10 protein-coding genes, 2 tRNA genes and 3 pseudogenes are annotated in these 13,251 nt (G+C 66.2%); 5 read left to right on the top strand and 10 right to left on the bottom strand.

What is annotated here, in order from left to right; all coding sequences use genetic code 11:
• Positions 1–102 precede the first annotated feature (102 nt).
• Positions 103–808: pseudogene (locus SOM26_RS08945) on the top strand (IS256 family transposase); the annotation flags it as partial.
• Between the two features lie 40 nt (positions 809–848).
• On the opposite strand, the pseudogene SOM26_RS08940 reads toward SOM26_RS08945, so the two are convergent.
• Positions 849–1,265, bottom strand: a pseudogene (locus SOM26_RS08940) (transposase family protein); the annotation flags it as partial.
• A 69-nt stretch (positions 1,266–1,334) separates the two neighbouring features.
• Here SOM26_RS08940 and SOM26_RS08935 point away from each other — a divergent pair.
• Both SOM26_RS08935 and SOM26_RS17625 read left to right on the top strand, forming a co-directional pair.
• Complete coding sequence (locus tag SOM26_RS08935; protein ID WP_320452347.1) at positions 1,335–1,727, top strand: recombinase family protein; 393 nt, start codon at positions 1,335–1,337, stop codon at positions 1,725–1,727.
• Between the two features lie 81 nt (positions 1,728–1,808).
• Positions 1,809–2,039: pseudogene (locus SOM26_RS17625) on the top strand (recombinase zinc ribbon domain-containing protein); the annotation flags it as partial.
• Between the two features lie 114 nt (positions 2,040–2,153).
• Here the strand turns inward: SOM26_RS17625 and SOM26_RS08930 are convergent.
• The 3 genes from SOM26_RS08930 to SOM26_RS08920 all read right to left on the bottom strand — a co-directional run bounded on the left by SOM26_RS08930 (position 2,154) and on the right by SOM26_RS08920 (position 2,746).
• Positions 2,154–2,525 (bottom strand): hypothetical protein, encoded by a 372-nt coding sequence (locus SOM26_RS08930; RefSeq protein WP_320452346.1) that lies wholly within the window; start codon positions 2,523–2,525, stop codon positions 2,154–2,156.
• Positions 2,526–2,555: 30 nt separating this feature from the next.
• Positions 2,556–2,632, bottom strand: a tRNA-Arg gene (locus SOM26_RS08925).
• Positions 2,633–2,669: 37 nt separating this feature from the next.
• Positions 2,670–2,746: transfer RNA gene (locus SOM26_RS08920), tRNA-Arg, on the bottom strand.
• A gap of 143 nt (positions 2,747–2,889) precedes the next feature.
• Between SOM26_RS08920 and SOM26_RS08915 the strand changes: the two genes are divergently transcribed.
• Positions 2,890–3,417: a hypothetical protein gene (locus SOM26_RS08915; protein ID WP_320452345.1), complete on the top strand. Its 528-nt coding sequence runs from the start codon at positions 2,890–2,892 to the stop codon at positions 3,415–3,417.
• A 5-nt stretch (positions 3,418–3,422) separates the two neighbouring features.
• On the opposite strand, the gene SOM26_RS08910 is transcribed toward SOM26_RS08915, so the two are convergent.
• Both SOM26_RS08910 and hemB read right to left on the bottom strand, forming a co-directional pair.
• Positions 3,423–5,624, bottom strand: coding sequence for a fused MFS/spermidine synthase (locus tag SOM26_RS08910; protein ID WP_320452344.1), 2,202 nt, complete (start codon positions 5,622–5,624; stop codon positions 3,423–3,425).
• A gap of 11 nt (positions 5,625–5,635) precedes the next feature.
• Positions 5,636–6,628 carry a porphobilinogen synthase gene (gene hemB, locus SOM26_RS08905; RefSeq protein ID WP_320452343.1) on the bottom strand — a complete coding sequence of 331 codons (993 nt, stop codon included), beginning with the start codon at positions 6,626–6,628 and terminating at the stop codon, positions 5,636–5,638.
• Between the two features lie 102 nt (positions 6,629–6,730).
• On the opposite strand from hemB, the gene SOM26_RS08900 reads away from it, so the two are divergent.
• On the top strand, positions 6,731–7,585 hold the full coding sequence (locus SOM26_RS08900; RefSeq protein WP_320452380.1) for a diacylglycerol/lipid kinase family protein: 855 nt from the start codon (positions 6,731–6,733) through the stop codon (positions 7,583–7,585).
• A gap of 63 nt (positions 7,586–7,648) precedes the next feature.
• Here the strand turns inward: SOM26_RS08900 and SOM26_RS08895 are convergent, their stop codons facing one another.
• From SOM26_RS08895 to SOM26_RS08880, 4 genes are all read right to left on the bottom strand, one after another.
• Positions 7,649–9,133, bottom strand: a complete 1,485-nt coding sequence (locus tag SOM26_RS08895) for an MATE family efflux transporter (RefSeq protein WP_414712036.1) — start codon at positions 9,131–9,133, stop codon at positions 7,649–7,651.
• 220 nt (positions 9,134–9,353) lie between these two features.
• Positions 9,354–10,247, bottom strand: coding sequence for a hypothetical protein (locus tag SOM26_RS08890; RefSeq protein WP_320452341.1), 894 nt, complete (start codon positions 10,245–10,247; stop codon positions 9,354–9,356).
• A 24-nt stretch (positions 10,248–10,271) separates the two neighbouring features.
• Complete coding sequence (gene alaS / locus SOM26_RS08885) at positions 10,272–12,920, bottom strand: alanine--tRNA ligase (protein ID WP_320452340.1); 2,649 nt, start codon at positions 12,918–12,920, stop codon at positions 10,272–10,274.
• Between the two features lie 45 nt (positions 12,921–12,965).
• Positions 12,966–13,241 (bottom strand): hypothetical protein, encoded by a 276-nt coding sequence (locus tag SOM26_RS08880; RefSeq protein WP_320452339.1) that lies wholly within the window; start codon positions 13,239–13,241, stop codon positions 12,966–12,968.
• Positions 13,242–13,251: the final 10 nt, after the last annotated feature.

The following is a 13,251-nucleotide window of genomic DNA, read 5'->3' as shown; positions in this document are numbered from 1 at the left end:
ACGACAACCACCCCCATTCAGGGCTCAAAATGCGTTCACCGCGCGAACATCGCGCACTGGTTTTTGCAACCGCTTGAATCCGTCCGGTCAAACGGGGGCCAGATCACCCTGGGCGTCCGTGCCGATGGCGCCAAGGAGGTGCTGGGCCTGTGGCTGGAGCAGAACGAGGGTGCCAAATTCTGGCTCAGGGTCATGAACGAGCTCAGGAACCGCGGCACCGAGGACATCCTGCTCGCCGTCGTCGACGGGCTGAAAGGCTTTCCCGAGGCGATCACCGCGCTCGCCTATGATCGATCCCCCGGATCGATCATCGAACGGCTCGCTCCCCCACGCCGTGGTTCAAACCTGCATCGTCCACCTGCTGCCAAACTCAATGGACTTCGTGTCCTGGAAAAACCGCGAGGGGCTCGCGACCGCGTTGAAGGAGGTCTATCGCGCACCCAGCGCCGAGGCGGCCGAACAGGCGCTGGGGGCGTTCGAGGCCGGCACGTGGGGCACCCGCTACCCTGCCATCGGCCAGAGCTGGCGACGCGTCTGGACCGAGGTCATCCCGTTCTTCGCCTTTCCCGACGAGGTTCGGCGGATCATCTATACCACGAATTCCATAGAGGCCTTGCACTCGAAGCTGCGCCGGGCCGTGCGGGCCCGGGGGCATTTCCCCAGCAACGAGGCCGCCACCAAGCTGCTCTACCTGATCTTGAACCGCTCGGAAAAAGAGTGGAGAATGCCGCCACGTGAGTGGACCATGGCAAAGGCCCAGTTCGCCGTCATCTTCGGCGAACGCTTCATCAAGGCCATGGCGGCGTGATGTTCATCCGCCCGCCCGCACACGAAATTCCTGACACTCCCATGTCGATGTGAAAATAGCCGATCGGGTAGGTCTTGAACTTGCGCTTCGAGGGCTTGTCGCCGGTGACCTCGGGCAGACGGCTGATCCCGTGACGCTGTAGACAGCGATGCAACGACGAGCGTGTGAGGTGCGGGATCGTCGCCTGTAGCGCGTACAGGCAGTCATCCAGCGGCAGTAACATATGCCGGCGAAAGGCCACGATCACAGCCTCCTCCTCAATGGTCAGCACCGTCGAGTGCGGATCCTTCGGCCCGGTCGGCAGATCCTTGACCGCCGTGCGCTTCTTCCATTTGGCGACGGTCTTCTGGTTGATCCCGTGGCGCTTCGCCAGAACCCTCAGGCTCTCTTGACTATGCTGTATCGCTCGACGGACTGCCTCCGTTGTGCGGGCGCTCCCGTGTAGAACCTGTCCCATAGTGCATCCTTCCAGGATTGCGCCAATGATGCACCATCAAATGCCGGGATCAAACACCTAGCCGTGTCGATGCTCGCCATCTTTGACGAATATCATTCGGCCGAGAACGCCAAGCATGTTCGCCGCACCATGGTGGCCAATGCCGTGAACGGCTTTTGGAACGGCCAGACGCCGCCGATCGGCTTCCGCACCTGCACAGTGCCGCATGCGCGCGGCAAGGACCGCAAGAAGCTGGAGCACGACCCCGAGACGGTCGACATGGTGCGGTACATCTTCAAGACGTATCGCGAAGGCACGGCGAGCGGCCCGATCGGCGTCACGGGCTTGGCGCATCACCTCAACGAACGCGGCTATCGCATCCGGGGCAAGCGGTTCAGCATCGGGACGCTGCACAACATCCTGACTAACACCGCCTATATAGGCTATGTCATCTTCAACCGCCGGAATTCTCGCACCGGTTAGACGCGGCCGGAAAGCGAGTGGGTGCCGATCCCGGTGCCGCCGATCATTGATGAAGAGACGTTCTACGCGGTCCGCCAGCAGATGGCCGACCGCGACCCGCGGATGGGCGAAGCGGCCGCGAAGACGAATACGAATCTGCTGACCAGCCGCGCGGTCTGCGGATGCGGTGGGGACGGTTGCGGTGCCGGGATGATGACGAGCACCGGCAAATCCGGCCAGTATCGCTATTACGCCTGTTCGGCGCGGATCAAGCGCGGCCCGGACGCGTGCACGGGACGCCGCGTTTCGATGGAGCAGCTGGACGATCTGGTCGTCGGCGCCGTGACCCGTCATCTCGTCCAGCCGGAACGGCTGACCACGCTCCTCCAGACGTGGCTGGACCGGTCGGCTACCGCCGTCGCGGAGCGGGCCGCTGAACTGAAGCGGCTACGCGCCCGGCTGACCCAACTCGATGGCGAGAGCGCCAGCGTAATCAGGCTGATCCGGAACAACACGCTGAGCCCCGACGATCCGCAAGTCGCCAGTGAACTCGGCAACATCCGTGCGCAGAAGGCCAGCACCCAAGCCGACATCACCGTCCTCGAACGGCAGCTCGACGCCGGTGATCGGCGGATCACGCCTGCGATCATCGCCCAGTTCGGCGATCTGCTTCGCCGTAAGCTGGACGAGTCGGACGGCAGGACGCGCAAGGAATACATCCACCTGCTTGTCGACCGCGTCGAGGTCGGCAACCGCGAGGTGCGGATCACGGGGCGCAACGCGATGCTGGAACGCGCCATCATGGCGTCCCAGACACACGGTGCCGCAGTGCCCAAAGCTGAACAGAAATGGCGCGCCCGGAACGATTCGAACGTCCGACCCTCAGATTCGTAGTCTGATGCTCTATCCAGCTGAGCTACGGGCGCGCATGGGGCCTCTGTCGAGACCTGATTTGTGATCCACTGGCGCGCCCGGAACGATTCGAACGTCCGACCCTCAGATTCGTAGTCTGATGCTCTATCCAGCTGAGCTACGGGCGCGCTGTGGAGGTGGGCTGATAGAAGCGCTTCCAAATCTTGGCAACCCCTTTGCTGGGGTTATCCACAATTTTTGGCAGGACCGGACCCGGACATGGCTTTGCGGCATTTGGTCCCCTGCCCCGGTTCCGGTTAGGAGGATTGCGATGAAGCCCAATCGCCTTGCCCCGCTCGCCCTTTTCGCCCCCATCCTGCTCGCCGGCCTGAGCCTCGCGGGGTGCGCGCGTGACCGTGATACGACGCCCTATCCGTCGCTGGCGGTTAGGCCGGTCGAGAAGCAGGGCTTTGCCGAACCCGCCGCCAAACCGGTCGTGCTGCGCCCCGACCCCGCGCTCGACGCGCGTATCGCCGAGATCACCCGACTGTTGGACACGATCGAGGCCGAATTCACCAAAGCCCATGATCAGGCGCAGGCGCGTGCGGCCGCGGCGCGGGGACAGGCGGTAGGCAGCGACGCGTGGCTGGCGGCGCAGACCGAACTGGCGACGCTCGACGAAATTCGCGCGCGAGGCTCGGCCATCCTGACCGAGGTCGACGACCTGGCGATCAAGCGGGCTGCCGCGCTGAAGCCCGATTATCCGGCGCTGATCGCCCTGCGCGAGCGGGCGACGGCGTTGACCACGCGCCAGGCCGAGCAGATCAAGGCCCTGTCGGCGAGCCTGCCCGCCGCCTGATCCGGTCAGAATTCGCGGATGAAGGGCAGGACGCTGGAATAATCGTCGGTCCACGCTGCGAGGCCCGGCGGGGCGACCGCAGGCGTCCAGTCGCCGCCCGCCGCCTCCAGCGCCTTCAGAACGGCCGGATCGCGTGACAGCGCCAGCCAGACCGACGATGTCGCCTGTTCCTCGCGATCGAGGTCGGTGGGGACGTAATTCAGCTTGGCGATCGTCCAGTCCCCGTCCCGCGCCGCCGCCGCGACCAGCGGCTCCAGATCGACGAACCGATTGGAGATGTGGATGAGCAGCAATCCGCGCCGCGACAGGACCCGTGCATAGGTGGCAAACGCTTCGCGCGTCAGCAGGTGCGCTGGCACCGCGTCGGACGAAAAGGCGTCCAGCGCCAGCAGGTCGAAGCCGGCCGATGCCTCGGCCGACAGGCGCACCCGCGCATCGCCGATCCGAATCAGCGGATCGGGCTGGCACAGCCGCAGATAGCTGAACTGCCCGGTGTCGCGCGCGATGCGCACGATGACGGGATCGATCTCGTAGAAGCGCCATTGCTGGCCCGGCCGGGCGTAACAGGCGAGCGTCCCCGTCCCAAGGCCCACGACACCGATCCGCGCCGCCGGTCCATAGAGCGAAGGCGCGGCGCGCATCGCCCGGCCGACGCCCGACAGGGGGGCATAGTAGGTCGTCGGCGTCCGTTCCCGCGCAGGCGCCCCGCGTAGCTGGATGCCGTGCACGGTCGATCCATGGTCGAGTTCGCGATACCCCGCCCCGTCGCGGATGGTGTAGACGCCGAAATAGCTGCGCATCCGCGCGTCATGTTCCATCGACAGCGACAGCGCACGATAGCCGCCGAACAGCGCGAGCGCCCCCGCCAGCAGCAGGACATATCCCCACCGTGCGCCGATCACCAGGAAGCCCAGCATGGCGATGACCAGGAAAGCGATGCCCTGCCGCTCCTCGCCGAACAAGGATGCCGGGCCCAGCATCCGCAACGCGATCAACCCGCCGATCGCCAGCGCCATGGCGGCCAACATCCTGCGGCCATGCCGCCACCACAGGTCGCGGATCGTCGCCAGCAGGAACTGCTGCGGGATCAACGCCCCCGCCGCCAGGATCAGGATGGGATATTCATAGGTCCAGTCGAACAGCACTGGCGCCAATATCCCGGCGAACACCCCGCCCAGCGCACCACCGACCGCCATCCACAGATAAAAGCCGGTCAGCCGGTCGACCCCAGGCCGCGCGCGGTAGAGCGCGGTATGCAGCGCCACCGACACCATGAACAGCAGCAGCAGCGCGACCGCGACATTGGAATAGGGCCGCTCGGGATAACCGCCCATGATGACGCCGCCGAACAGCAGCAGCGTCACCGGCGCGATGCGGGTCAGCGTGTCCGCCGCCGCCCGGCGCGTCGCAAAGGCGACGATGAAGCTTGCCAGGTACAATCCCAGCGGCAGCACCCAGAGCAGCGGCATCGCGACGATGTCGGTCGTGATATAGGTCGACGTCGCCAGCACCAGTCCCGACGGCACCGCCGCCAGCGCCGTCCACAGCGCGATGCGTCGCCAGCCGGGCGGCGACGAGGTCGCGACCGCCGCCTCGCCTTTCGCCGAACCGGGCAGCCAGGTCGCGCAGACCAGCACCAGCAGGGCCAGCACGCCGTAACCGATGCTCCACAACAGGCTCTGCCCATGCAGGGTCATGGCGGGCTCGACGAGCAGCGGATAGGCGATCAACCCGGCAAAACTGCCCAGGTTCGACGCTGCATAAAGCGCGTAAGGATTACGGCCCGGATGCGCGAGCGCGAACCAGCGCTGGATCAACGGCGCCTGCGCCGACACGGCGAAGAACAACGGCCCGATCGACAAGCCGAGCAGCCAGGGCACCCACAAGGCAGGCTCGGCATCGGCGGGAAGGTCGACAGCCATCAACCCGATCGGCAACCACAGCGCCGCCACGCCCAGCAGCCCCAGATGCACGCCCGCCTGCACCCGCGGTCGAAACCGCCCCAGCGCATGGGCATAGGCATAGCCGCCCAGCAGCAGCGCCTGATAGACGAACATCGCCGAGTTCCAGACGGCGGGCGCCCCGCCCAGCCGGGGCAGCGCCATGCGCGCGACCAATGGCTGTACCAGGAACAGCAGGAACGACCCGGTCAGGATCGTCACCACGAACAGCGCGCGCGCCGCCAGCTTCGGAATGCGGCCGGTCACCGGGGACGGGATCAGGCGTTCAGCAGTCGCGCGGCATGGGCGGCATGATAGGTCAGCACGCCCGAGCATCCGGCGCGCTTGAACGCCATCAGCGTCTCCAGCACCATGGCGTCGCGATCGGCCGCACCCGCCGCCACCGCCGTCTCGATCATCGCATACTCACCCGACACCTGATAGGCAAAGGTGGGCACGCGGAACTCGTCCTTCACCCGGCGGATGATGTCGAGATAGGGCAGGCCCGGCTTCACCATCACGCTGTCCGCGCCCTCGGCCAGGTCGAGCGCGACCTCGCGCAGCGCCTCCTCGGCATTGGCGGAGTCCATCTGATAGGTGCGCTTGTCCCCCTTCAGCAGGCCGCGCGTATTCACCGCGTCGCGGAAAGGCCCATAGAAGGCGCTCGCATATTTGGCGGCATAGGCCATGATCTGGACATTGTGGAAACCCTCGCCCTCCAGCGCGGCGCGGATCAGGCCGATGCGGCCATCCATCATATCCGATGGCGCGATCACGTCCGCGCCCGCCCGCGCCTGCGTCAGCGCCTGCTGGACCAGCGCGTCCGCGGTCCGGTCGTTGACGACGTAACCGGCGGCATCGACCAGGCCGTCATGGCCGTGCGTGGTATAGGGGTCGAGCGCCACATCGGTCAGAACGCCGATCCCGGGCACCGCATCCTTGATCGCCGCGATCGCCCGGCACATCAGATTATCGGGGTTCAGCGCCTCGCGCCCGTCATCGGTGCGCAGATGCGAGGGCGTGTTGGGAAACAGCGCTAGGCACGGAATGCCGAGCGCCGCGGCTTCCCTGGCGCGCGCGACGATACCGTCCAGCGACCATCGCGACACGCCAGGCAGGCTGGCGATCGGATCTTCCACCCCCTGCCCCTCGGTCACGAACAATGGCCAGATCAGGTCGGCCGCGGTCAGCACCGTTTCGGCATGAAGCCTGCGGCTCCAGCCGGAAGCGCGGGTACGACGAAGGCGAAGTGCGGGATAAGATGCGGTCATCAAAAGCGCTTTTGCGGGATCGGACCGCACTTGCCAAGCGTTGCATGTCGAGCGTTTCGGGGGCGGAAGGAAATCGGTTTGAGAGAGATACGATCGGCAGCGATGGTGGTGAACGCCAAGTCGCGGCGCGGCCAGGCGATGTTCCGCCGTGCCTGCGAGGCGCTATCCGGCCTTCCCTACAAGGTCGACGCCCGCGCGGTGGAGGATCCCGAGGATCTGGAGCCGACGGTGCGCGAGCTGCTGGCGGCCAAGCCCGACCTGCTGATCCTGGGCGGTGGCGACGGGACGATCAGCGGGCTGGTCGACCTGATGGTCGGGCATGACGTGATGCTGGGCGTCCTGCCGCTCGGCACGGCGAACAGCTTTGCCCGCTCGCTCGGCATCCCGTTGAACATCGAGGGCGCGATCGAAGTCATCCGCACCGGCCGCCCGCGCCGTATCGACCTGGGCATGATCGACAATGACTATTATGCCAACTGCGCGGCGATGGGCATCAGCCCGAAGATCGCCGAGACGGTGCCGCACGGGCTGAAGCGGGTGGCCGGGAGACTGGGCTATCTGGGCTGGGCGGCGTACCAGTTCCTGCGCTTCCGCCCCTTCACCCTGATCGTCGAGCAGGACGGCAAGCGCGAACGGCTGCGCGTGGTCGAGGTTCGCATCTCGAACGGTCCCTATCATGGCGGCACCGAACTGGTGGAAGCGGCGGCCGTCGATTCGGGCGAGATCGTGGTGCAGGCGGTGTGCGGCCATGTGAAGCGCCGCCTGATCGTCAACTGGGCGGCCAGCGTCCTGCGCAGCGAGTATCGCAAGGAAAAGGTGCGCGATTTCCGGGGTCGCGAGATCAAGCTCACCACCATCCCGCCACTGCCCATCTCGATCGACGGCGAAGTCCTGGCCCGCACGCCCGTGACCGCGCGCATCGCACCGGGCATCATCGAGGTGATGGCGCCGGTCTAAGCCCCCCCTTTCCCTTCCCACCCGCCTGCGGCGGGCGGGACGGTTGAGGGGCAGGGCCTATCGTCACCCGATCGGCATCGCCTTGTTCGTCGGCTGCCCCTCGGCCAAGGCCTGCTCCTCGCATTCCTCCTTGCCCGCCATCTCAGTCGCCGCGACCGTGATCCGTCCCTTGCGCCAGCCGCCATAGCGATAATAGCCGATGGTCATCAGCATCGAGGCCAGTGAGCCTGCGGGGAAACTCCACCAGATCGCATCCGCGCCCAGGCTCGGCTCGAGCAGGTTGGCGAGGCCGAAGCGGACCGGGAACATCGAAATCGCCAGGATGATCAGCGGCCCCACCACCGCGCCATTGGCGCGGACGGTCGCGGCCAGCACCATCGACACGCCGAACAGGATGAAGCTCCACCCGCCGATCAGGTTGATCCGCGTCGCGATCCCGATCGCCTCCGGCTCGCGCCCCAGGAAAAGCCACAGGACGTGCCGGTCGAGCAACGTCACGACCAGCACCAGCACGCCGGTCAGCAACAGGTTCATGCGAAGCCCGGCCCAAGTGATCTGGTCGACGCGGTCCCACTGCCCCGCGCCGATATTCTGCGCCGCCATCGCACTGACCGCCGCGCCCACCGCCATGGCGGGCATCTGGATATAGGTCCAAAGCTGGTTGGCCGCGCCATATGCCGCGGTGGTCGAGGTGCCGTGCCGATTGACCAGCCCCATCATCGCCAGTGCCGAGGTCGAGACGACCAGCATCTGGAGGCCCATCGGGAACCCCTTGACCACGATGGTCTTCAGCAACTCGGCGGTGGGGAGCAGATAGCGCCACTCCGCACCGCGCAGGCGAATGACCAGATCCTTGGCATAGACATAGGTGACGAGCGCCAGCAGCGATCCGGTATTCGCGATCAGTGTCGCGACCGCCGAGCCCTCGATCCCCAAGGCAGGCACCGGCCCCATGCCGAGGATGAACACCGGGTTCAGCACGACGTCGAGGACCGAGCCGAGTGCCATGAACTTCAGCGGCGTGATCGAATCGCCGACACCGCGCAACGCCATGGTAAGCAGCACCGAGATGAAGCCCGGCGGCATCGCCACGAAGATGACGCGCAGATAGGCGAGCGCCAGCGGATAGACCTCCGCCGGGGTCGCGAGCGCGCGCAGGATCGCGGGCGCCGCCCACCAGCCGACCAGAACCGTCAGGCTGGAGATCACGACGAACAGCCCGAGCGCGGAGCCCAGCACGCGGCGCACCGCCTCGACATCACGCCGCCCCATCGCCTGGCCGATCAGGATCGTCGCCGCCATGCCGAAGCCGAAGGTCGCGGCGACCAGCAGGAACATGATGATATTCGCATTGGTCGTCGCCGCCAACGCCCGCTCACCCAGAAACTGGCCGATCCAGATCGCATTGATCGACCCGTTGAGTGACTGCAATACACTCGACCCCAGGGTCGGCAGGGCGAAGAGCAACAGCGTCCGGCCGATGGGCCCGGCGGTCAGGTCACGGCGTCCACTTGGGGGTTTCACGGTGTCTGGTCTCCGGTGGGGCATGGGTCGTACGCGAAACGCATCATCGCGGCGGGTCGAAACATCGGCGTAGAATTTTCGTGGCTTGCGCGAAATTCAATCACAGGGATCGGTCCGAACCGGGGATGCACGGTCATGATCATCGAGCTTGGCAGGGCTTCACCATCAGCATGCCCCTGCCGAGAGGTGTGGTCGGACGTCAGCGGAACGAGCGTGATCCCCAAGACATTCCCAGCCAGACGCATCACTTCGCCGCGTTTTCCTGCCCAATGGCGCGGGTCATGTCCGCCACCTGCTGCACCCCGCGCGCATGGTTGCGGCTGTCGTACAGGCCGTTCAGCAATCCCCGGTCGAACGCGGTGAGTTCCGCAGGCGCCACCGCCTCGGTGTCGAACAGGGTCAGGATCGTCGCAGAGGTCATTCCGGCGGCCGGACGGGTGGCCGCCATCGTGCGCATGACCGCATAATCGGCAATCTGGACGAGCGTCTTGTTCAACAGCGCCTGTCGCCTGATAATCACGACGGAAGCCGCAATGTCCTGTCGGATCGGGCTGAGCAGGCGCGATGCGGCACCGAGCTTCATCTCCGGCCAGTTGGCCTTGGGATTGTCCTGCTGCAACACCAGGTCGCCATCGCGCGACACACGGACGGCCGCATTCCAACTGTAAACGGGGCCCGACCCCTTCACGATGCGCCTGACGGCGGGGCGCGACAGATCACCGAAAATCTGCGGTGCGCGTGTCCGAAGCGCCACCAGTTGTTCCTGGGGATCATCGGCAAACAGGACGAGGACATTGGGCTGGCAGCCATCAGGCGCCATCGGCACACCGAGCGATTGCACCGTCGCCATCATCCGGCGCAGTATCTCCTGACCCGCCGCGACTGGCAGCCCGGCAGTGCCAATACAAACCGGCGCGCGGAACCGCATGAGCGGAATGTCCGAGTTCGGACGTCCGGTAACGTGGATGACCTGCTCGCGGACTTCGCCATCGGTGGCTTGGGGCCGGGCTGTCACCACGACCGGATCGCCGGTCGTGTTCGGCGGAGTCGGGGTGGTCGGTGCCGTCTGCGCCACGAGGGACGATGGCAGGAAAAGCATGGCCCCCGTCGTGAAGGCCGTCGTCATCCCCTTGCCCATCGTCCTCTCCCTTGGCCGTTGATATTACCCCGCGAGCGCGTCTCGAACCGCCTGGAGCGCTTCGGCGCCCTTGGTGCCGTCCGGGCCGCCGCCTTGGGCCATGTCGGGACGACCACCGCCGCCCTGCCCGCCCAGCGCCGCCACCGCCTTGCGCAGCAGCTCGACCGCATTATGCTGGCCCGTCAGGTCGTCGGTGACACCGACCGCCACCGAGGCGCGACCGTCATTGACCGCGATCATCACCGCAACACCCGATCCGCCCAGACGCTGCTTGGCGTCGTCCACCGCACCGCGCAGCCCCTTGGCCTCGAAGCCGTCGAGCACCTGGCCGATAAAGGCCACCTCGCCGATCTGCTCGGGTCCCGCCGCCGCGCCGCCGGCGCCGCCACCCATGGCGAGCGCCTTCTTGGCTTCGGCGAGTTCACGCTCCAGACGGCGGCGATCCTCGACCAGCGCGGCGATGCGCGCGGGCACTTCGTCCGGCGTGGTCTTCAGGGTTGCGGCCGCGGCCTTCAGCATGTCGTCCCGGTGCGACAGATAGGCACGCGCGCCCTCGCCGGTCAGCGCCTCGACCCGGCGCACGCCGCTCGATACCGCGCCTTCCGACACGATCTTGAACACGCCGATCTCGCCCAGCGCGTTCACATGCGTGCCGCCACACAGTTCGAGGGAGTAGGTGCCGTCCGCATCCTCGCCCATCGACACGACGCGAACCTCGTCGCCATATTTCTCGCCGAACAGCGCCATGGCGCCCATTTCGATCGCTTCGTCCGGGGTCATCAGGCGGGTGACGACCGGGCCGTTGCCGCGCACCTGCTCGTTCACCTTCGCCTCGACCTCGGCAATGTCGTCGGCGGTCATGCCGACCGGTTGCGAGAAGTCGAAGCGCAGACGCTCGGGCGCGACCAGCGAGCCCTTTTGCGCGACATGGCCGCCCAGCCGCTGGCGAAGCGCCTCATGCAGCAGGTGCGTTGCCGAGTGGTTGGCGCGGATCGCGGCGCGGCGGGTCGTGTCGATGGTCAGCTTCACGCTGTCGCCGACCTTGATCCCGCCCTCCTGGATCTCGGCATTATGCACGAACACGCGGCCAAGCTGCTTGGAGGTGTCGGTGACGACCGCCTTCAACCCGGTGTCGCTGGCGATGGTGCCGCTGTCACCGACCTGGCCGCCACTTTCGCCGTAGAACGGCGTCTGGTTGACGATGATCGCAACGCTCTCGCCAGCGCCTGCGCTGTCGACCCGCGTGCCGTCCTTGACCAGCGCCAGCACTTCACCCTCGCCGGTGTCAGATGCGTAACCCAGAAACTCGGTCGAGCCGGTTTCCTCGGCGATGTCGAACCACACGTCATCCGATGCCTTGGCGCCCGAGCCCTTCCAAGCGGCACGCGCGGCGCGCTTCTGCTCAGCCATCGCGGCGTCGAACCCCGCCCGGTCGACCGACAGGTTCTGCGCACGCAGCGCATCCTCGGTCAGGTCATAGGGGAAGCCGAACGTGTCATAGAGCTTGAACGCCGTCTCACCCGCCAGCGTCGCGCCCGGCGCCATGCCCGCCGTCGCTTCGTCGAGCAGCTTCAGCCCCTTGTCGAGCGTCTGGCGGAAGCGGGTCTCTTCCTGCTTCAAGGTCGCTTCGATCAGCGGCTGCGCGCGCACTAGTTCGGGATAGGCCGCGCCCATCTCGGCGACCAGTGCCGGGACCAGCCGGTGCATCAACGGCTCCTTTGCGCCCAGCAGATGCGCGTGGCGCATGGCACGGCGCATGATGCGGCGCAGGACATAGCCACGCCCCTCGTTGGCGGGCAGCACGCCGTCCGCGACCAGGAAACCGGCCGAGCGCAGATGGTCGGCGATGACGCGGTGCGACGCCTTCTGACCGTCCTCGGCCTTGGTATGGGTCAGCTCGCACGAAGCGGCGATCAGCGCCTTGAAGGTGTCGGTGTCGTAATTGTCATGGACACCCTGCAGGACGGCGGCAATTCGCTCCAGACCCATGCCGGTGTCGATCGACTTCTTGGGCAGTTCGCCGACGATCTCATTGGCTTCCTGCTCGAACTGCATGAAGACCAGGTTCCAGATCTCGACGAATCGGTCGCCATCCTCCTCCGGGCTGCCGGGAGGGCCGCCATAGATATGGTCGCCATGGTCGTAGAAGATTTCCGAGCACGGACCACACGGCCCGTTCTCGCCCATCGCCCAGAAATTGTCCTTGGTCGGGATGCGGATGATCTTGTGCTCGGGCAGCCCGGCGATCTTCTTCCACAGGTCGAACGCCTCGTCATCGGTGTGATAGACGGTGGCGGTCAGCTTTTCCGGGTTGATGCCCCAGACCTTGGTCAGCAGGGTCCAGGCATGGGTGATCGCCTGTTCCTTGAAATAGTCGCCGAACGAAAAATTGCCCAGCATTTCAAAGAAGGTATGGTGCCGCGCGGTATAGCCGACATTGTCGAGATCGTTATGCTTGCCCCCGGCGCGCACGCACTTCTGCGAACTGGTCGCGGTGACATAGGGGCGCGATTCCAGCCCGGTGAACACGTTCTTGAACGGCACCATGCCCGCATTCACGAACATCAGCGTCGGGTCGTTCTGCGGCACGAGCGGTGCGGAGGGCACGATCTGGTGCCCCTGCGAACCGAAATAGTCGAGAAAGCCGCGGCGGATGTCGTTGGTCGAGGTCATGGATGCGACTTAGGCGAGGTTTTGTCCCCGCTCAAGCGTCGCGCATCAAGGGCGCTCCGTCGCATCGGCCCGCGATGCCGTTTTGTACCACCAGAGATGCCCGATCGCCGCCAGGCCCAGGCCGATGCCCAGCATCCGCCCGCCCATATCGCCCTGCTGCGTCACCGCCCCCAGCCGCCCGAGGGTCAGCCCGGCGGTGAAGAGGAACGCCGCGAGGCGGACATCCCCGACCCGCGCAAAACGCTTCAGCAGCCAACGGCTCCCCAGCGCCAAGATCAGCACGCCCAGCGCGCCATTCGCAAAGCCCGTCCACAGCGCCATCGTCACGCCT

This window comes from Sphingomonas sp. CFBP8993, assembly GCF_034044895.1.
Lineage (GTDB): Bacteria > Pseudomonadota > Alphaproteobacteria > Sphingomonadales > Sphingomonadaceae > Sphingomonas.
This window is presented reverse-complemented; position numbering and strand designations above follow the sequence as displayed.